The 18,560-nt window shown below is 44.5% G+C and carries 18 protein-coding genes and 1 riboswitch; of the genes, 7 read left to right on the top strand and 11 right to left on the bottom strand.

What is annotated here, in order from left to right; translation table 11 throughout:
* Window positions 1-38 precede the first annotated feature (38 nt).
* Window positions 39-1,124: a methyltransferase domain-containing protein gene (locus ACR64G_RS08485; RefSeq protein WP_435978871.1), complete on the top strand. Its 1,086-nt coding sequence runs from the start codon at window positions 39-41 to the stop codon at window positions 1,122-1,124.
* A 93-nt stretch (window positions 1,125-1,217) separates the two neighbouring features.
* Here ACR64G_RS08485 and mtnP read toward each other — a convergent pair whose 3' ends face one another.
* Complete coding sequence (gene mtnP, locus ACR64G_RS08480; protein WP_435978870.1) at window positions 1,218-2,114, bottom strand: S-methyl-5'-thioadenosine phosphorylase; 897 nt, start codon at window positions 2,112-2,114, stop codon at window positions 1,218-1,220.
* A gap of 373 nt (window positions 2,115-2,487) precedes the next feature.
* Here mtnP and ACR64G_RS08475 point away from each other — a divergent pair, with 373 nt between their 5' ends.
* From ACR64G_RS08475 to ACR64G_RS08465, 3 genes are read left to right on the top strand one after another with little or no spacing between them, the layout of a single operon-like run.
* The gene (locus ACR64G_RS08475; RefSeq protein WP_435978869.1) at window positions 2,488-3,498 is read left to right on the top strand and encodes a TAXI family TRAP transporter solute-binding subunit; all 1,011 of its coding nucleotides are present in this window, start codon (window positions 2,488-2,490) and stop codon (window positions 3,496-3,498) included.
* A 31-nt stretch (window positions 3,499-3,529) separates the two neighbouring features.
* Window positions 3,530-4,003 carry a DUF1850 domain-containing protein gene (locus ACR64G_RS08470; protein ID WP_435978868.1) on the top strand — a complete coding sequence of 158 codons (474 nt, stop codon included), beginning with the start codon at window positions 3,530-3,532 and terminating at the stop codon, window positions 4,001-4,003.
* Window positions 3,975-6,059 (top strand): TRAP transporter permease, encoded by a 2,085-nt coding sequence (locus ACR64G_RS08465; protein WP_435978867.1) that lies wholly within the window; start codon window positions 3,975-3,977, stop codon window positions 6,057-6,059. The genes ACR64G_RS08470 and ACR64G_RS08465 overlap by 29 nt, the downstream gene beginning before the upstream one ends.
* Window positions 6,060-6,254: 195 nt before the next feature.
* On the opposite strand, the gene ACR64G_RS08460 is transcribed toward ACR64G_RS08465, so the two are convergent.
* The 3 genes from ACR64G_RS08460 to ACR64G_RS08450 form a co-directional block, all read right to left on the bottom strand.
* On the bottom strand, window positions 6,255-6,728 hold the full coding sequence (locus ACR64G_RS08460; protein WP_435978866.1) for a GFA family protein: 474 nt from the start codon (window positions 6,726-6,728) through the stop codon (window positions 6,255-6,257).
* A gap of 147 nt (window positions 6,729-6,875) precedes the next feature.
* Window positions 6,876-7,919: a lipoyl synthase gene (gene lipA, locus ACR64G_RS08455; RefSeq protein WP_435978865.1), complete on the bottom strand. Its 1,044-nt coding sequence runs from the start codon at window positions 7,917-7,919 to the stop codon at window positions 6,876-6,878.
* Window positions 7,920-8,055: 136 nt separating this feature from the next.
* Window positions 8,056-8,466, bottom strand: a complete 411-nt coding sequence (locus ACR64G_RS08450) for a carboxymuconolactone decarboxylase family protein (protein ID WP_435978864.1) — start codon at window positions 8,464-8,466, stop codon at window positions 8,056-8,058.
* 393 nt (window positions 8,467-8,859) lie between these two features.
* On the opposite strand from ACR64G_RS08450, the gene acnB reads away from it, so the two are divergent.
* Together acnB and ACR64G_RS08440 are read left to right on the top strand one after the other, a co-directional pair.
* Window positions 8,860-11,463, top strand: coding sequence for a bifunctional aconitate hydratase 2/2-methylisocitrate dehydratase (gene acnB / locus ACR64G_RS08445; RefSeq protein ID WP_435978863.1), 2,604 nt, complete (start codon window positions 8,860-8,862; stop codon window positions 11,461-11,463).
* A gap of 194 nt (window positions 11,464-11,657) precedes the next feature.
* Complete coding sequence (locus ACR64G_RS08440; protein ID WP_435978862.1) at window positions 11,658-12,098, top strand: DUF805 domain-containing protein; 441 nt, start codon at window positions 11,658-11,660, stop codon at window positions 12,096-12,098.
* A 177-nt stretch (window positions 12,099-12,275) separates the two neighbouring features.
* Here ACR64G_RS08440 and ACR64G_RS08435 read toward each other — a convergent pair whose 3' ends face one another.
* Window positions 12,276-13,073 (bottom strand): enoyl-CoA hydratase/isomerase family protein, encoded by a 798-nt coding sequence (locus ACR64G_RS08435; protein ID WP_435978861.1) that lies wholly within the window; start codon window positions 13,071-13,073, stop codon window positions 12,276-12,278.
* Window positions 13,074-13,359: 286 nt separating this feature from the next.
* Here ACR64G_RS08435 and ACR64G_RS08430 point away from each other — a divergent pair, with 286 nt between their 5' ends.
* A complete protein-coding gene (locus ACR64G_RS08430) occupies window positions 13,360-14,184 on the top strand; it encodes an alpha/beta fold hydrolase (RefSeq protein ID WP_435978860.1) in 825 nt (274 codons plus the stop codon).
* A 49-nt stretch (window positions 14,185-14,233) separates the two neighbouring features.
* Here ACR64G_RS08430 and ACR64G_RS08425 read toward each other — a convergent pair whose 3' ends face one another.
* The 6 genes from ACR64G_RS08425 to ACR64G_RS08400 all read right to left on the bottom strand — a co-directional run bounded on the left by ACR64G_RS08425 (window position 14,234) and on the right by ACR64G_RS08400 (window position 18,505).
* The gene (locus ACR64G_RS08425; protein WP_435978859.1) at window positions 14,234-14,599 is read right to left on the bottom strand and encodes an EamA family transporter; all 366 of its coding nucleotides are present in this window, start codon (window positions 14,597-14,599) and stop codon (window positions 14,234-14,236) included.
* Window positions 14,544-14,891 (bottom strand): EamA family transporter, encoded by a 348-nt coding sequence (locus ACR64G_RS08420; protein ID WP_435978858.1) that lies wholly within the window; start codon window positions 14,889-14,891, stop codon window positions 14,544-14,546. The genes ACR64G_RS08425 and ACR64G_RS08420 overlap by 56 nt, the downstream gene beginning before the upstream one ends.
* A gap of 40 nt (window positions 14,892-14,931) precedes the next feature.
* Window positions 14,932-15,726, bottom strand: a complete 795-nt coding sequence (gene thiD / locus ACR64G_RS08415; protein WP_435978857.1) for a bifunctional hydroxymethylpyrimidine kinase/phosphomethylpyrimidine kinase — start codon at window positions 15,724-15,726, stop codon at window positions 14,932-14,934.
* Window positions 15,723-16,382: a thiamine phosphate synthase gene (gene thiE / locus ACR64G_RS08410; RefSeq protein WP_435978856.1), complete on the bottom strand. Its 660-nt coding sequence runs from the start codon at window positions 16,380-16,382 to the stop codon at window positions 15,723-15,725. The genes thiD and thiE overlap by 4 nt, the downstream gene beginning before the upstream one ends.
* On the bottom strand, window positions 16,379-17,176 hold the full coding sequence (gene thiM / locus ACR64G_RS08405; RefSeq protein ID WP_435978855.1) for a hydroxyethylthiazole kinase: 798 nt from the start codon (window positions 17,174-17,176) through the stop codon (window positions 16,379-16,381). The genes thiE and thiM overlap by 4 nt, the downstream gene beginning before the upstream one ends.
* Window positions 17,177-17,233: 57 nt before the next feature.
* Window positions 17,234-17,322: riboswitch (TPP riboswitch) on the bottom strand.
* 103 nt (window positions 17,323-17,425) lie between these two features.
* Window positions 17,426-18,505: an HpcH/HpaI aldolase/citrate lyase family protein gene (locus ACR64G_RS08400; RefSeq protein WP_435978854.1), complete on the bottom strand. Its 1,080-nt coding sequence runs from the start codon at window positions 18,503-18,505 to the stop codon at window positions 17,426-17,428.
* Between the last annotated feature and the right edge of the window lie 55 nt (window positions 18,506-18,560).

Below are 18,560 nucleotides of genomic sequence, written 5' to 3'. Positions count from 1 at the left end.
TCTATCTCTACAACTATTACCTTTGAAGGAAAAAAATCATGCAAGATGTAGTACAAGATTATTACGGTAAACAGCTACAGAGTACAGCTGATCTAAAAACCTCAGCGTGCTGTGATGTCAGCAACATGCCTAATTGGCTCAAACCGCTATTGGCTAATATTCATGACGATGTGTTGAGTCGTTATTATGGTTGCGGGCTTGTCTGCCCAGCACTACTAGAGGGCTGCCGTATACTAGATTTAGGCAGTGGCTCTGGTCGTGATGTTTACGCCTTAGCGCAGCTCGTAGGAAGCAGTGGTCATGTCGTTGGTATAGATATGACTGATGAGCAATTAGCTATTGCAAAGGAGCATCAGGACTATCATAGCGATAAATTTGGCTACGAAAACGTCACCTTTATAAAAGGCTATCTTGAAACGTTAGATGAGCTTGATCTAGAAGATAATAGCTTCGATATAATCGTCTCAAACTGCGTTATCAATTTATCGACTGACAAAGCTGCGGTAATGGCTAGCGTACAGCGTCTGCTAAAGCCTGGTGGTGAGTTTTATTTTTCTGATGTATATTCAGATCGCCGCATCCCTCAGCACTTAGTTGAAGATCCTGTGTTGTATGGGGAGTGTTTAAGCGGCGCACTTTATTGGAAAGATTTTGAGCGCTTATCACGTGATGCCAAATTTTTAGATCCAAGACTTGTCGAAGATCGTCCGCTTGAGATTACTGATCCTTTACTGGCAGCAAAAATTGGCGAGATCAAGTTCTTTTCTGCCACTTATCGTCTCTTTAAGAGCGAGTCAATAGAAGATGCTTGTGAAGATTATGGACAAGCCGTGATTTACAAAGGCAGTATTGATCAGCTACCTCATCGCTTTGATCTTGATAAGCATCATAGTATCGAGACGGGTCGGGTGTTTTCGGTCTGCGCGAATACTTATCAAATGCTCAAAGAGTCTCGTTTTGCGCCGCACTTTGAATTTATTGGCGATAACAGCCAGCATTATGGCATCTTTGCTGGTTGCGGTGATTCGATACCGTTTGGTCAGTCGCAAGGCAATCAACTAGTAGAGGTTGCGCCGATGGTCGCTACTACAAATACCTCTAGCAGTTCAGGCGGTTGTTGTTAGCGATCATTAATTAGGCAAAACAGCAAAAAGCCATCACATATTGTGATGGCTTTTTTTATGCAAAATTAGGGTTGGCTAAGGGGTCATAGATGATTACTCAGGCAGTAAAGCACCAAGTTTAGCCTTAACTTCAACGCTCATTGCTTCGATAGGCGTGACTAATGATTGAGCTAGAGCATTATGCGCGATCGATTTAGGCTGCTCGGCAGCGATCAGAGCAACGGCTTGTTTAATCACTTGTTGCGCGTTATCGGCGTTTTTCATGAGGTTTTGAATCGCATAATCAGCGCTAACGTCTTCTTCCGTTGGATGCCAACTATCAAAGTCTGTCACCAATGCTAATGTTGCATAAGCAATGCTCGCTTCGCGGGCGAGCTTCGCTTCTGGCATATTGGTCATGCCGATGATATCGGCATTCATTTGACGATACCACTGCGATTCAGCGCGAGTAGAGAACTGCGGGCCTTCGATACAGACGTAAGTCGCTTTAGGATGACATTGTCCCTCATTGATATTGGCTTGAGTATAAGCACGCGTTAAGATATCAGCAACCGCAGGACATATTGGATCAGCCATCGATACATGAGCGACGGCACCTTTACCAAAAAAGCTACTTGAGCGCTGTTTGGTCATATCGATCATCTGATCGGGTACGACCATATCCAATGGCTTGAGCTCTTTTTGTAATGAACCTACTGCTGATACGGAAACAATATAGCGCACCCCTAATGTTTTAAGCGCATAAATATTGGCGCGATAAGGCACAGTAGAAGGGGTGAGTCTATGCTCTTGACCATGACGAGCTAGAAAAGCTACGGTCACACCATTCAATTCACCCAATACAATACCGTCAGAGGGCTTACCATAAGGCGTTGCGATGCTGATGCTGCGCTTGTTGGTCAAGTCGGCCATCTGATATAGACCGCTACCACCGATGATAGCAATGTCGGCAGACAAAGATTCTGATGCTTCTATTGTAGATGTTGTCATAAGGTTTATCCAAATTTGATCACAAAAAGCAAAGGTGCTGGTTCAGGTGATATTGTGTTTGTTGGTTTAAGTAGCATATGTTTTAGATACAGCACTACGAGTTAAATTTTAGTCGAAATATAGCAGAATTGAAGGAGTAATAAAAATACAATCCAGTTATTTGATACCTTAGTATTAGTTGTTTCCAAGGAAATTGTGACGGAACTAGGGTGTGTCATCAATTAGGTTATGAGGGTAATGCAAGGAAAATAGAAAACAGACTTTAGTTTATTTGTGATAAAAATTGCTATATCATTACTTAGCTATAACGGATTAATGTCTATATATTAATGTCGTTAAAGGTATTAAATCGATTACTTCAAGGATGAACTCAATGCTCAATTCTATAAAATCCCCTTTACTTTTATCAGTAATGCTAAGCATCACGTTAGGCCTGACGGCGTGTTCATCTCCGAGCTCGGAGAGTAGCGATACTTCTACTACAGCTGACACTGCTTCAGTCGACAAACTTGATACCAAGTTTTTGACTATTGCGACTGGCGGTGCGTCCGGCCCCTATAACATCATTGGCACGTCATTGTCTGAGGTCTATGTCAAAACTTTTGGCGTCAACTCAAAGACACAAACTACAGGCGCATCAGTTGAAAACGTCAATCTATTGACACAAGGTAAAGTGGACATGGTATTGGCGCTCAGCGACGTGGTCACGGACGCAGTTGAAGGCAAAAACAACTTTGATCAGCCAATCACCAATATTCAACAGATTGCTGTTCTGTACCCTAACGTGGTACAAATTGTGACGTCAAAAAAATCTGGCATCAAAAACATTGAAGATTTAAGAGGCAAGCGTATTGCTGTCGGTGATCAAGGTTCTGGCACAGAAGTAAATGCTCGAACTTTGTTAGAAGGGTTTGGTATCACCTATGATGACGTTACTGTCGACTATCTAGGCTTTGCTGAAGCGGCTGATGGTATGAAAGCGGGTAAAATCGAAGCAGCATTCTTTAGTAGTGGTTTACCAAACTCGTCTTTGATGGAGCTAGAGCAGGGCTTAGATTTACAGATTATCACTATCAACCAAGACAAGCTAAAAGAAATTATCGCAAGCAAGCCTTACTTTAAGACCTTTGAGATTCCTGTTGGTACTTATGGTAATGAATCCGCTATTCCAACGGCGGCAATCATGAATGCATTGTTGGTTAGCTCTGATTTGTCTGAAGATGATGGTTATAAATTAACCAAAGCGCTGTTTGATAATTTAGACGGTCTAAAGACAGCTCACCAAGCGGCCAATGATATCAGTTTAGAAACCGCTCTCGATGGTATGGTCGCCCCAATCCATCCTGGCGCCAAAAAGTACTATGATGAGCAAGCTGCCAAATAAACGATTATGGTTATTCACTAGCGCGGCACTAATGGCTGCGCTAGTTTGTTTTGCGCTATGGGCAAGCTTATCACGTCAGTCTGTTATCGAAGTACAAGTCGATGGAAAAGTTTGTTATTTTACTGAACCCAATTTTCAGTTGCGCTGGATTCATTCTGTAGAAAAACAGTGGTGGGAAGAACAATACCAACGTAAAAACGATGGACTACTACTTACAACCACCTATTTTCAAGCGTTTGGCGCGGGTACGCCTTCTACTGAAGCACTAGCGCCCATACAAAAACCTGGTTATCTGGGTTATCAGATCAATGAAAAACTGCCTAGCCTTAATTGGGTAGTGTCCAGACTGACCAAAGGTGAGCTTGATTATGCTGACTATCGACTTTTGATTCATAAATGGGCGCCAGATTATTCTGAAGTAACTATTACGCCTAAGGCGTATCATTTAATTGATAGATTGAAAAAGGACTTTTGTCATGAACGCTCAAGTGATGGATCGCGATAATGTGACAACGATGTCAGCAAACCATACTGATCTGCCTACACACTCCAATACTCATGCTACCACCAATACAGACGATGAACTTGAAGCACAAGCTCATAATCAAGCGATATTAGAAAAATATGATCGAGAGTCAATCACCCGTCATATTACTCAAGGCCCAGTAAAGTATTTTATTGCGGGTATTTGTATACTCTATTCCCTTTTTCACTTGTACATCACCTTTAACCCGATGCCAGCATTATTGCAGCGTTCTGTACACGTGGGTGTTGGTTTTGCCTTAATATTTCTGATTTTCCCTGCCAGTAAAAAGAGCAGTCGTAAGCGAGTAGCGTGGTATGACTGGATTTGGTTTGCTCTATCTTTATCTGGTATGGGCTATCTAATCTATGAATATCAAGATATTGTGACCTCGCGTGGCGGTATGGCAAATCAGGTCGATGTCATATTTTCATTGATTACGGTGGTCTGTGTGCTAGAAGGCAGTCGGCGTATTACGGGTTGGATTTTGCCTATATTGGCAGGGATATTCTTGGCTTATCCATTTGTCAGCCATTTGGATTTTATGCCTGATCGACTACTCACGCGTCCCTATGATATGGGCGATATTTTTGGCCAATTATTTCTAAAAACCGAAGGTCTGTATTCTGTTGCGATTGGCGCGTCGGTCACCTTTATTTTCTTGTTTATTTTATTTGGCGCATTTTTAGCACGTTCGGGAATGGGGCAGTTATTTAATGACTTGGCACTTGCGCTAGCCGGTGATAAAAAAGGCGGACCTGCCAAGGTTGCGGTCATCTCAAGTGGCTTTATGGGCAGTATCAATGGCTCTGCTTTATCTAACGTGGTCAGTACTGGTGCCTTTACTATTCCATTAATGAAAAAGGTCGGTTATCACAAAGATTTCGCAGGTGCAGTGGAGGCGAGTGCTTCTGTGGGCGGACAGATATTGCCACCGATTATGGGTGCGAGTGCGTTTATCATGGCAGAGACGACAGGGTTGCCGTATAGCACGATTGCGTTGGCAGCATTACTACCAGCAGTACTTTATTATCTAGGTGTCATTGCCCAAGTGCATTTTCGGGCTGGACGTCGCGACCTAAAAGGTATGGCTAAAGAGAGCTTACCGCAGGTCAAAGAGGTGCTAAAAGCGCGCGGTCATATGCTATTACCGATTGTGTTTTTGATATTTTTATTAATTAGAAGCGTACCGGTAGGCTATGCCGCAGCCTACACTATTGGTTTCACAGTTGTGATCAGTATGCTACGCAAAGAGACTAGAATGGGGGTTTCTGACATTATGGCGGCTTTAGAAGATGGTGCTCGCCAGTCATTGGCAGTGATGGCAGCTTGTGCGGTGGTAGGTATTATCATTGGAGTTGTGAGCTTAACTAGCTTTGGTACGGTGATGACCTCATCAATCGTTACGCTAGGAGCAGGGTCACTATTTCTAACCCTTATTTTGACGATGCTTGCCTCTATGGTATTGGGCATGGGTCTACCGTCTATTCCTGCTTACATTATAACGGCAACGATGGCAGCACCAGCTCTAGCAGGTTTTGATATTCCAATTTTATCAGCGCATATGTTCGTCTTTTATTTTGGTATTTTTGCTAATATTACCCCGCCTGTATGTCTGGCAGCCTTTGCTGGCGCTGGTATATCGGGCGGCGATCCGATGAAGACAGGATTCTTATCGTTAAAGTTAGCACTCGCCGGATTCATCGTGCCGTTTATGTTTATTTATAGCCCTACTATGCTGATGATAGATCCAACAGGTCTAGCGGTCACGGCAAAAGATTTCCCGCTACCGCCTATTTTTGACATAATGACTGTCGTATTGACGTCAGTGACGGGCGTCATTGCACTTAGTGCGGCGCTGGAGGGTTATTTCAAAGGTGCTATGAACCCACTAACTCGTGGCATACTGACCATTGGCGCGTTGCTACTGATTTATCCTGAGCTGACAACAGGGTTAATAGGCGGATTAATAGTATTAATCGTGGCTATATTTAATATAAAAACAGCGGATAAGCCAACGCCAACCTTAACTGTTTAAAGCGTTGAATTTAAAGACTTTAAAATATATTAAAGTAATAAAAAAGGGTGAATAACAAGAGTTTGTTATTCACCCTTTTTGCGTTTTTAGCTTATTGTTTTTATTGGGAGTTTCTAGGATCTATTAAACGTTTAATATTAGGACTGCCAATACTACATTTCGGGTTTAACAGATTTTGAGCTCTAAACCTAAACGCTAACGCTTAGCCACTCTCTTAAACATACCCTGAGCCAATGCTTTGACGACCATCGCCTGACTTTGTACAAAGCCTTTATACTTTGGCAAATCATCTTCTATATCTTCTACTCTGCTATCATAAAATATGTGCATACTTGGCTTTGGTAACGCATTGATATCAGGATAATTGTCCGTCGGTACTAACATAAGAGTGCCGCCCATAGCCATCTCTATGCTAGGTTTGTTGCAGCGTTTGCAAAGTCCACGGCTGATGTTGGGCGGTAGTTTCCAGCGTTGAAAACGCGTTTTAGCAATATCTAATTCACTGACATCAGACTTGAGTAGAATGGTCACATCATTGTAGTTTTGACCCGTGTATTCTTGACAGATAGTACAGTGGCAGATAAAGCGACCAACAGGGGCGTTATTTATCGTGTAAGTATTGCTATAGCAAGAGCAAGAGCCTTCTTGCGACGTGAATTCAGTGCTCATAAGTCGATCCTTTTTTGACGAAAGCATTATTTATCGTTTCAAAATATAGCACTATTATAGTCTGTGAGTGTAGATGCTTTGAGTAGTGCACATAAAAAAGAGACCTTAATAGATCTCTTTTTTATAATCAGCTTACTTGATTATTCATTAGCACCCAAGCTTACCTTCCGCCTCAAGGGCTTTTTTGCTACGAATCGGTGCTGGGCACTCCTCACCATAGTATTGACGATCGGCAAAATAGCTTGAGCGTACCATAGGTCCTGCCCAAATGTTAAAAAAGCCAATCTTTTTGCCGTAGTCCATATAGCGCTGAAACTCGTCTGGATGTACGTAACGATCAACGGGCGCGTGGTTTTTGCTGGGTTGTAAGTATTGACCGACGGTAATCATATCGACGTTATGCGCTTTTAGATCATCAAGCAGCGTATAAATCTCTTCTTCGGTCTCACCTAGGCCGACCATAAAGCCGCACTTAGTAGCGATATCAGGACGACGTTCTTTGTATATCTTGAGCAAGTCTAGCGAATGCTGATAGTCAGAACCCGGACGAAAGGCTTTGTATAGACGTGGTACGGTTTCAATGTTGTGATTAAAGACATCTGGCGCAGTTTCCGTTAACAAATCTAAAGCGACTTCCATGCGACCACGGAAATCTGGCACCAGAATCTCAATTAAGCAGTTCGGACTTAGCGCACGTGACTCGTCAAGGACTTCAACAAAATGATTCGCGCCTCCATCTTTGAGGTCATCACGATCAACAGAGGTAATGACCGCATATTTTAGCCCTAAACCCAAAATGGTCTCGGCAGTATGGCGCGGCTCATCAGCGTCTAGCTCATTTGGACGACCATGACCAACGTCGCAGAACGGGCAACGACGGGTACAGATATCACCCATAATCATAAAGGTGGCCGTACCATCGGCAAAGCACTGCGGTAGATTGGGACAGGCAGCTTCTTCGCAAACGGTATAGAGCTTTTGCTCACGTAGGGTCGCTTTAATACGCGCAACTTCCGCAGGCGATGACATCTTAACCCGAATCCAATCTGGTTTTTTCTTGGCAGTGGTGGTTGGAATCACTTTAATTGGGATACGAGCGACTTTATCGTAACCACGTAATTTTTCGCCTTGAATGGCTTTTTTAGGTTTTGCTTTGGCGGCAGGAATATAACTTTGGACGGCATTTGTCATAATCAATGATCTCTTAACCCTTGATAGAATAAGGGTTTATGGAATTATCGGCATGCTTTATAAGTGCACTTATTATAGCAGATATTGAGCTTGAATTTTATTATTCAACCTTCATCGCAACGATGCTATCGGACTACTAGAGCTTATCTTTGTCCATACTAACTATATCAATATCCAATTCATCAAATACCTCGATAGCGGCACGGAAGGCTTCTTGAGTAGCAGGTGCGCCGCAATAGGGAAGGCTATGCATGAGGACTTCTCGAATCTCAGCGACACTAGCCCCATTATTGATGGCACCGCGTATGTGTCCTTTTAGCTCGGTCGGGCTCTTTTGAGCGATGAGAAAACCGATCGTGACCAAAGAGCGGTACTTACGCGGTAGTACAGAATCGTCTTGCCAGGTACTGCCCCAAGCGTGTTCAATAATCCAGTCTTGTAATGGCTGGGTAAAGGCGGTCGCTGCATCAAGAGAACGTTTGACGTGATCTTTGCCCATGACTTCGGTGCGTACTTTGAGACCTTTATTGTAATTATCGTTTTTCATGATTTACCCTGTTTCAATTTTAAGGTGGTTAATTCGTTTTAAATTTTTGGACGGCAGATATTTTAAATGGATTAAGTAGTATAGCAAACTGGTGATAGTGACTTTAGCAATGGATAACAAGTTTAGCAGGTGAGGATAGGGCGTTTAATTCGCTAATTTATGAGACCATTTTTTTAATAAATATTCAATATCGCTATATTATGAAGTCTTTTCTTAGCCGAGCCATTAACATTTTGGTCATTTTAGGCTATATTAGCAGGGATAATTAATCCGCTTACTATTCAGTACTACATTCGTTCACATATACAGTTATTCAAAATAGCGCATCAATGCAGGCAGTCATACTGACTACCCACGCGATGTGCTGACTATCGACCGACGAGGAAATCCTATATGTTAGAAGCTTATCGCAAACATGTCGCAGAACGTGCTGAGCTAGGAACAGTGCCACTACCACTCAGCGAAAAACAAGTAGCTGAGTTGGTTGAAGTGCTCAAAAACCCACCTGCAGGCGAAGATGAGTTCCTAATGAACTTGCTAGAGAACCGCATTCCAGCGGGTGTTGACCAAGCCGCTTATGTAAAAGCAGCTTTTCTGGCAGCTATCGTGAAAGGTGAAGCGACTTCACCGCTCGTCAGCAAGAAAAAAGCGGTTGAAATCTTAGGCACTATGCAAGGCGGCTACAACGTGCAGCCATTGGTTGCTGCACTAGATGACGCCGATGTTGCACAAGACGCTGCTGAAGCGTTGAAAAAAACGCTACTGGTATTTGACGCATTCAATGACGTCACTGAAAAAGCTGAAGCTGGTAATGACATTGCAAAAGAAGTCGTGCAGTCTTGGGCTGACGCAGAATGGTTCTTGAACCGTGCTGAAGTACCAAAGAAAACCACTTACACGACGTTCAAAGTAACTGGCGAGACCAACACGGATGACTTATCACCTGCGCAAGACGCATGGAGCCGTCCTGATATCCCATTGCATTCACTAGCCATGCACAAAAACTCTCGCGACGGCATCAATGCTGACGAAGAGGGCGTTGTCGGTCCAATGAAGCAGATCGAAGCGCTAAAAGAAAAAGGCCATCCACTCGCTTATGTTGGTGACGTGGTTGGTACGGGTTCTAGCCGTAAGTCTGCGACCAACTCAGTACTGTGGCTGATGGGTGAAGATATTCCTAACGTGCCAAACAAACGTGGTGGCGGTTTAGTATTAGGTAACAACATCGCTCCTATCTTCTTTAACACTATGGAAGATTCTGGCGCATTGCCAATCGAAAAAGTAGCGGTTGATAATCTAAACATGGGTGATGTTTTTGACATCTATCCGTACGAAGGCAAAATCACCAAGCATGACTCTGATGAAGTATTATCAACGTTCTCACTAAACTCACCTACTTTGCTTGATGAAGTTCGTGCTGGCGGCCGTATTCCATTGATCGTTGGTCGTGGTCTGACTAACCGTGCCCGCGCGTACATGGGTCTTGGTCATTCAGACATCTTTGCTAAGCCAGAAGAGCCAGCTGATACTGGTAAAGGCTTTACGCTTGCCCAGAAAATGGTTGGTAAAGCTTGTGGCCTGACAGGCGTACGTCCAGGTATGTACTGTGAGCCTAAGATGACTACGGTTGGCTCTCAGGATACCACTGGTCCGATGACGCGTGATGAGCTAAAAGACTTGGCATGTTTGGGTTTTCAAGCGGATCTAGTGATGCAGTCATTCTGTCACACTGCCGCTTATCCAAAGCCAGTTGACGTTGAGACTCAGCATACCCTACCTGACTTTATCATGAACCGCGGCGGCGTGAGCTTACGTCCAGGTGATGGTATCATTCACTCGTGGCTTAACCGTATGTTACTTCCAGATACCGTTGGTACTGGTGGTGACTCGCATACTCGTTTCCCTATGGGTATCTCGTTCCCAGCAGGTTCTGGTCTAGTCGCATTCGCAGCGGCTACTGGTGTGATGCCACTTGATATGCCAGAGTCTGTCCGTGTTCGTTTCGTCGGTGAGCGTCAGCCTGGTATTACGCTACGTGATCTCGTCCATGCGATTCCTTATCAAGCGATTAAAGATGGTCTATTGACAGTTGACAAGAAAGGTAAGATCAACGAGTTCAACGGTCGTATCCTTGAGATTGAAGGTCTAGAAGACTTAACCGCTGAGCAAGCATTTGAGCTATCTGATGCTTCAGCTGAGCGTAGTGCTGCAGGTTGTACCATTACCTTGTCAGAGGCGTCAGTGACTGAGTACCTAAACTCAAACATCACGCTACTTAAGTGGATGATCTCTGAGGGTTATGGCGATGCGCGTACGATTAGTCGCCGTGTTGAACAAATGCAAGAGTGGCTAGCGAACCCAAGCCTGATGCGTGCTGATGATGACGCAGAATACACGATTGATATGACTATCGATATGAGCACGATTAAAGAGCCGATTCTTTGCTGCCCGAACGATCCAGATGATGCTAAGACGCTAGCTGACGTGGCAGGTGATACCATTGATGAAGTATTTATCGGTTCATGTATGACCAACATTGGTCATTTCCGTGCTGCGGGTAAACTCCTGCAAGACGTACCAGCAGGTAGCTTGCAGACTCGTCTATGGATTGCACCACCGACCAAGATGGATGCGCGTCAGTTGATGGAAGAGGGCTACTATAACATCTACGCACAAGCCGGCGCTCGTACTGAGATGCCAGGGTGTTCACTATGTATGGGTAACCAAGCACGTATCGCACCGAACTCTACCGCCGTTTCGACCTCGACTCGTAACTTCCCGAACCGTCTCGGTCAAGGTGCGAACGTTTATCTTGCGTCAGCTGAGCTTGCCGCAGTAGCTGCCGTACTCGGTAAATTGCCAACCAACGACGAATATCAGCAGTACGCTGGTATGTTAAACAGCATGGGTGAAGAGGTGTATCAGTACATGAACTTTGACCGTATGGAAGACTATACGGAAGAGGCGGATAAGATTAATGTTGCTCAATTGAGCTAATTTGGATTTAAACGCTTTTTAATACTCTAAAAACAGAAACCCCGTATCGTGATGATGCGGGGTTTCTTCGTTAAGATAGAACAAAACATAAATAACAGTTTGCAAACTTTTATTGAGTACTTATAATCAAAGTTGTGCATTAATTTGGATTAGTACTTCCACTGCTAGAAAACATCAACACTAAACTTAAACTTATGGAAAGCAAAAATATGCTCGATAAAGCGACGCCGCCACCTTTACCACAGAATACTGTCAATAATCATGCTGCAGAAGCAAACTACGGGATTATTGATTGGTTTAAAAAAGGCTTGAAAAACTACGTTAATTTTTCTGGTCGCGCCCGTCGTAAAGAGTATTGGTATTTCTTTTTAGTGCAAATGGGCTTGATCATCGCAGCGATAGTACTCGATGCCATTATATTTAGCTCAGAAACGGGTCTATTTTATATCATAGTCGCGCTTGGTCTATTTTTACCTGGCATTGCTGTTTCTATACGTCGCCTTCACGATACTAGTCGCTCAGGGTGGTGGTTTTTGATATCCATTGTGCCGTTAATAGGCTCTATCATATTGCTAGTGTTTATGGCTAGCGAAACCAAATTTGAAACCAATCAATGGGGTCCGCCAGCAAAGTAGACTTGATACCATTACGTCATTTCAAACAATGCTAAAAACACCGTTAAAACATATTGTTTAAAATGCATGGCTCAAAGCACATTGTTTAAATCGTAGCGTTTGATTTTTGATTATAGAACCCCAAAAGCCTGTTGTAGAGAACTCTGTATCAGAATAGAAGGCTTTTGGGTTTAGAACTTACTTCCCCTGATAAACGGGTTTACGCTTCTCCATAAAAGCGGTTATACCTTCTTTAAAGTCATCGGTGACCGCCATCAAATTCTGTTGCTCTACTTCCATATCCAGTGCTTCATTGAGTCCAGAGTAGGCATGGACGTTGAGCATATGCTTCATGGAGGCAAGCGCCTTGCCGGGTAGTTGACTCAAGCGCGTAGCAAGCACAGTCACTTCATTATCGAGCTCTTCCTTGCTGACGACTTTATTGACTAAGTTCAGACGAGCGACATCTTCTGCCTTTAACTTATCACCGAGCATAACCAGTTCAGTAGTCTTAGCTGCGCCGATTAATTGGTTTAATAAATAGATACCGCCCGCATCTGGAATGAGGCCAATATTGACAAAGGCTTGTACAAATTTTGCGTTATCGGCAGCGATACGAAAATCACAAGTCAATGCCAGATTCATACCCGCGCCAGCAACCGCGCCTTCTAGTTTTGCGATAATAGGCTTGTGAATATTGCGTAGTTTAAGACTCACTTCAGCGACTTCTCGTAGCATAAAATCAAGCTTAGCGACTAGCGCCTCAGATTCCATACCGTTCTCAAGCATTTCACCAATGTGACCACCGCTAGAAAAGTTATTAGCACTACCTTGTAGCACGATAACTCTCACATCGGCATCCTGATCAGCCTTATCAAGTGCTTCCATAATGGCGTTTTTTAGAGGCGTACTAAAAGCATTCAAGGTTTTGGGATCATTCATAGTGATGGTGGCGATATGGTTGTCGCTTTGATAGTCGACGAGAGCTTGAGACATGTTATATCCTTAAAATAAGTGAAGTTGGGTGCGCAATCATTGAATACTATAGCAGTTTGAGACGATGAGAAAATCAGGTTTTGTACACTTTTGCGCCATAATAAATAGATGGTAAAACTTCTCATTCAAAAATACTACTATCAAAGCATCCCTTTGTGACTTATGCTAAAACGTGCCACTAAGCAGTACAAATAACTCTTTGGCTAGGGCTTTGATTTTATCGATGGTCACTTATCTAAAGCTTTACGCCAATACCTAAATATTCATACTACACAAGGAAGTCGTTATGCCTCATATCAAGATCAATAATACGGACATTTATTACGAAGACAGCGCTCCCGATGAGCAGCAAAAACCTGTGATGCTATTTGCACACGGTTTATTATGGAATACGCGCTTGTTTAAAAACCAAGTTGAGCATTTCAAAGACGACTATCGCTGTATCGCTTTTGACTTTCGTGGTCAAGGGAAGTCGCAGATTACCAAAGACGGCTACGATATGGACACGTTAGCGGATGATGCGATCGAGCTACTTAACACCCTAAATGTCGATAGCTGTCACTATGTTGGGTTGTCTATGGGCGGCTTTGTCGGTCAGCGCGTTGCCATTAAGCGCCCTGATTTATTAAATACGCTAACGCTAATAGATACCTCTGCTGATGCTGAGGATCTAGAAAATGTACCGGGCTACAAAAAGTTATTGATGGCAATCCGCTTACTCGGTATGAAACGGGTCAGTAAAAAAGTAATGCCTATTATGTTCGGCGCGACCTTTTTAGCCGATAAAACGCAAAAAGCGGCTCGTAAAGAATGGTTATCCGTACTACAAACCAACCGCAAAGGCGGCGTGGTCAAAGCAACAACAGGGGTCATTGAACGTAAAGGTATCCTTGATCAGCTCGGCCACATCACCACACCGACACTTATCATCGTAGGTGACGAAGATGTGGCAACGCCTTATAGCAAAGCTGAGCGCATGCACTTTGGTATTAAAAGCTCCAAGCTTGCGGTCATCAAAGGCTCAGGACATACCTCGACAGTAGAAGCACCTGATGCTGTGAACAAAGTCATGAGTAAGTTTTTAGCCAGTCAGTCTCAATCTCAATCTTAGTATCAGTATCAGTATCAGTATCCGCTATTTTAGCTAGGTCTTAGCACTCTTAATTCTTAGTAGCTACAATTTGCCTATGGGGTTGTCGTCTTAGCGCGGCCCCATATTCTGAGCTTACGATACCTACCATGACCAATCCTAGCGCAATGATATGATTGATGGTCATTATCTCATCTTTTAAAAACAACACACCCATCACCGTGCCAAACACAGGCAACAGACTCATAGCCAGTGACGCACGATTTGCTCCGATCTGGATGACGCTTTCCATATAAAACAGCTTAGAGATAAATACCGCAATATAGAGCAGCATCAGCCATCCGCGCCAATCAGGAAAGTGGATGCCATTTTGTGCCAAATCATAGCCATAAAAAGGCGTCGCAACGATCAGTCCTGCCAAACTCATCGCCCACATTAAACTGACCCAAAGAAGAGGCGCTATATAGAACAATATTAAATAAAGCAAAACCGCCGCCACCAACGATAAACAACCATAGCAAATGTTGTTTGATCATCGCCCAATCTTTTTCAATCAGCCTGCGAGCAAAAAACGTCAAGATAAGGGTCGCGATAAACCAGCGAAAAAATGTCATCTCATACGGGGTCAGCCAGCCTTTGCCAAGCTTGCCTGTGACGTTGCTCGTTGCCCAAAGTAATGGCGCCAATACGAGCATAACGTATGGAGCTGGTAATCCATTTTTAATCATAATGAATACTCTTTAGACCAGCTTAATCATTATAGAATATTCACTCCGAAACCGAGTAGAACTCATGAAAATGGTGCACAGGGCCTTGACCTTGTCCAACGTCGAGTTTGTCCGCGTGTTGTAGCGCACCAGTGAGATAGGTTTTTGCTTTTGCACAAGCGACATCTAGATCGTCACCGCGTCCCCAATAGGTGGCAATCGCCGCTGACAACGTACATCCTGTACCATGACTATTTTTGGTATTTATTCGTACGCTTTCAAACCATTGATGCGCGCCATCGACGTATAATAAATCTGGCGAATCGTCCTGCTGTAAATGACCACCCTTCAAAAAGGTAGGCACTGACAGGCGACCAGCTTGCGCTAGCATCTCATTGCGATCTTTAGCCTCCTCCTCACCTAGTAAGTCCGCTGCTTCTGGTAGATTAGGCGTGATCAGTCCGACTAGTGGCAGTAGCTTACGCATCGCCGATAGCGCATCGGCATCCAGCAAGCGATCCCCACTCTTGGCAACCATAACCGGATCGAGTACGACTTTTTTGGGTTGGTATTTTGCCAAGGCATCGCTTACACAATTAATAATGTCAGCGCTACCGAGCATACCGATTTTGACCGCATCAACGCGCACATCACTAAACACCGAGTCAATTTGAGCGCGTACCATCTGAGTAGGTAGCATCTGAATTTGCTGGACGCCTTGAGTGTTTTGCGCGACGACTGCCGTGATGACGCTCATCGCATAGCCGCCATTGGCGCTGATGGCTTTGATATCTGCTTGAATACCTGCACCGCCAGTACAGTCAGTACCAGCAATGGTTAAAATATTGGCAATCATAATTGTGCTCCTAATAGAGTTTTGGCAGCAGCTTTTGGATCGGCAGCTCTGCAAATCGCTGAGACGACAGCGATACCGTCGCAGCCTGTGGTATAGACGTCAGCGGCATTGTCTTGACCAATACCGCCAATGGCTACCGTAGGTAATTGACTCTGTGCGACCAAAGCCCCCAAGCCTTTTATACCGATAGGGTCTGCATGATTAGCTTTGGTTGCGGTGGCAAAGACGGGACCGATACCGACGTAGTCCAGATGTGAGAGGTGCTGAGCGTGTGCGATGCGTAGCTCATCGAGAGTATTAATCGACAATCCCAGCCAAACGTCCGCGCCTAAGATCGCTCGCGCTTTACTGATAGACATATCGCCTTGTCCAAGATGGACGCCATCAAGCTGAGCTTTTTTGGCAATAGCGACACGATCATTTATGACTAGAGGCACACGTCCAGCAATCGCTTCTTTGAGCGCGCAAGCCGTGTTGTACAACTCATCATCATTAGCTTGTTTGTCGCGCAACTGTACCATCGTAACGCCGCCATCAATGGCCGCGCAAACGGTGTCAATTAATCCATATTCTGTACACATCGCGCTATCGGTGACTAGATATAAGCGTAATGCTTCACTAGATTTGCTAGTGTTGTTTTGGTTGGATAGGCTCATATGACAATCACCTTGGCGTGTTTAGAGACTTGATCAGCATCTAGATGATAGAGAGCATCCAAAAATTCGACATAGAAACTGCCAGGACCTTTTGCTGTCTTATCCGCCAGTTCACCCGCCTGTCCGTAATAGCATAGAGCACTGATGACAGCGCCTGCCAAGTCGTCGCGATTACTACCGACAAAGCCGCCAATCAAAGAGGTCAGTGCACAGCCGATCGCGGTCACACGAGTCATCATAGGTACGCCTTGATGTACGCTCCATCGCTGCGTGCCATCAGTAACCCAATCGACCTCACCGGTGACGACAACGACTTTGGCATGTTGAGTTAACTCTTGAGCGGCTACCTTTGCCGACTCGACAGTATCGCCGCTATCTGCGCCACGGCTTTTGCTATTCATACCGGCAAGCGCCAAAATCTCTGAAGCGTTACCGCGAATGACATCGGGTTTGAACGCTAATAATTGCGCACAGCTCTGCTTACGAAAGGTAGTAGCTCCTACCGCAACAGGGTCTAAGACCCAGGGGATGTTTTGGTTGTGAGCGACTTCTACCGTTGCCAGCATACTATCCAGCCAATCAGGTGATAACGTGCCGATATTAATGGTGAGTGCGTGGGATAGGCGGACAAACTCTGGCGCCTCTGTTCTAGCGTGCACCATAGCGGGCGAGGCACCAGCGGCTAGTAGAACATTGGCAGCGGTACTCATCGCGACAAAATTAGTGATGTTGTGTACTAAGGGCGCTTGAGTACGAAAAGCAGTAAAACACGAATGAATCGATTGAGGGTGCATGTTCTCTCCATAACTAAAAATAGCAGGCGAGAAAACGCATAGCATCACGATTGGATACGGTGACAGCTATACACTCCCTACGCCAGTACGACCTGGATCAGGTTCAAAGGGTACATCTCAGCCTAAAGGCGCCCCTGTGAATAACGTTTTGATATTTTATTTTATAAATTTACCATCGGTCATTTGGACCAATGCAAATCATCTTACCTAGCTTATCAAGCCAATACAATATATAAATAGGTAAATAATTTACGCTTGTAGCCGCGAATTAAACTCATTGCTACTATTGTTGATAGTACCGAACACCTCAGCGCGATTGACGATTTCGGTAGCCCAAGCGCGGTGGGTGGCAGGCTCTAACATGGTATTGTTAAATTTAAAGACCGCTTTTGCTTCACTATGAAGGATCGCTTGCGCCTCATCTAGCATACTCATAGGCACACAATAGGCCTGCTGAACTAAGGCTATTTGGCTTGGGTGAATGACGGTTTTGCCAACCAGCCCCAAACTGACGTCACGACTGAGCTCTTGCATAAACAACATAGGCTGATCTAGATACTCAAAGACAGGCGCAGATAGATAAAACCCGTGCGGCACAAAGCAGCCTAGCAGCTGATAGGCAAGAGTACCAATAGGCGTATCATAGATGATGCTATTTCTAGGGCGACGCAGGCGTAGCGTAGCAAACAAGTCATTACCGCCGATACGTAGCGCAAAGACAGGCTGATTAAAAGCTTCTTTAAAAGCTATAGCCAGCTCTTGATTGTGATGAGGATTGAATAAAGCAGCAGTCTCAAGTGTTGGCATCAATAGCTGATCGTCACTCAAGTTCTGACATACCATGCGCCAATTGGATAAGCTATACATATCGACTTTGGGCATGACAAAACCATCGAGCAGGTCAATATGAGGATAATCTGCCAATTGTTGTAGCATCATAGGATTGCGTGGACGCACAAACACTAGCGGCCGTGTCGGTTGCTGGGTGCCTAAGTCTGATTCAAGGCCCACTCTCGATGGCTCATTGATCGTATCACTATGCTCGTGCCACGTATTCAGCAACGTCTGCAAACGTTCCAGCGCCAGCTCTACATCGCTATGACTTACCGCATCCTCTAGGCAGATGATAATGCTGTTAATCTTCGGTAATTTATCACGTTTGATGACTTGCCAGATGTCTTGACGCGTCGCTGGCATATAGAGGCTAGCACCCAACTGATAAGGGTGATGAGTATGCGGCTTGACCATCGCATGACGCTCAGTGATCAGATGCGCATAAGACTGGGTATAGCTATAGAGGTTTGACTCGTTATCTGGCGTATCTGACATAGTAGGCATCATAAGTGAGTGAAATATTGGTTTTAACATGCAGAATATATATTAA

Origin of the sequence: Psychrobacter sp. DM4, from assembly GCF_051307035.1 — a bacterium.
In the GTDB taxonomy this organism is placed as follows: Bacteria; Pseudomonadota; Gammaproteobacteria; order Pseudomonadales; family Moraxellaceae; genus Psychrobacter.
The sequence above is the reverse complement of the archived record's forward strand: the minus strand, read 5'-3'. Positions and strand labels throughout refer to the sequence as shown.

Coding starts and splice junctions, on each gene's coding strand:
- ACR64G_RS08485 (WP_435978871.1), top strand. CDS start 39: ATGCAAGATGTAGTACAAGATTATTACGGTAAACAGCTACAGAGTACA.
- mtnP (WP_435978870.1), bottom strand. CDS start 2,114: ATGACAACATCTACAATAGAAGCATCAGAATCTTTGTCTGCCGACATT.
- ACR64G_RS08475 (WP_435978869.1), top strand. CDS start 2,488: ATGCTCAATTCTATAAAATCCCCTTTACTTTTATCAGTAATGCTAAGC.
- ACR64G_RS08470 (WP_435978868.1), top strand. CDS start 3,530: ATGGCTGCGCTAGTTTGTTTTGCGCTATGGGCAAGCTTATCACGTCAG.
- ACR64G_RS08465 (WP_435978867.1), top strand. CDS start 3,975: ATGAACGCTCAAGTGATGGATCGCGATAATGTGACAACGATGTCAGCA.
- ACR64G_RS08460 (WP_435978866.1), bottom strand. CDS start 6,728: ATGAGCACTGAATTCACGTCGCAAGAAGGCTCTTGCTCTTGCTATAGC.
- lipA (WP_435978865.1), bottom strand. CDS start 7,919: ATGACAAATGCCGTCCAAAGTTATATTCCTGCCGCCAAAGCAAAACCT.
- ACR64G_RS08450 (WP_435978864.1), bottom strand. CDS start 8,466: ATGAAAAACGATAATTACAATAAAGGTCTCAAAGTACGCACCGAAGTC.
- acnB (WP_435978863.1), top strand. CDS start 8,860: ATGTTAGAAGCTTATCGCAAACATGTCGCAGAACGTGCTGAGCTAGGA.
- ACR64G_RS08440 (WP_435978862.1), top strand. CDS start 11,658: ATGGAAAGCAAAAATATGCTCGATAAAGCGACGCCGCCACCTTTACCA.
- ACR64G_RS08435 (WP_435978861.1), bottom strand. CDS start 13,073: ATGTCTCAAGCTCTCGTCGACTATCAAAGCGACAACCATATCGCCACC.
- ACR64G_RS08430 (WP_435978860.1), top strand. CDS start 13,360: ATGCCTCATATCAAGATCAATAATACGGACATTTATTACGAAGACAGC.
- ACR64G_RS08425 (WP_435978859.1), bottom strand. CDS start 14,599: ATGTGGGCGATGAGTTTGGCAGGACTGATCGTTGCGACGCCTTTTTAT.
- ACR64G_RS08420 (WP_435978858.1), bottom strand. CDS start 14,891: ATGATTAAAAATGGATTACCAGCTCCATACGTTATGCTCGTATTGGCG.
- thiD (WP_435978857.1), bottom strand. CDS start 15,726: ATGATTGCCAATATTTTAACCATTGCTGGTACTGACTGTACTGGCGGT.
- thiE (WP_435978856.1), bottom strand. CDS start 16,382: ATGAGCCTATCCAACCAAAACAACACTAGCAAATCTAGTGAAGCATTA.
- thiM (WP_435978855.1), bottom strand. CDS start 17,176: ATGCACCCTCAATCGATTCATTCGTGTTTTACTGCTTTTCGTACTCAA.
- ACR64G_RS08400 (WP_435978854.1), bottom strand. CDS start 18,505: ATGTCAGATACGCCAGATAACGAGTCAAACCTCTATAGCTATACCCAG.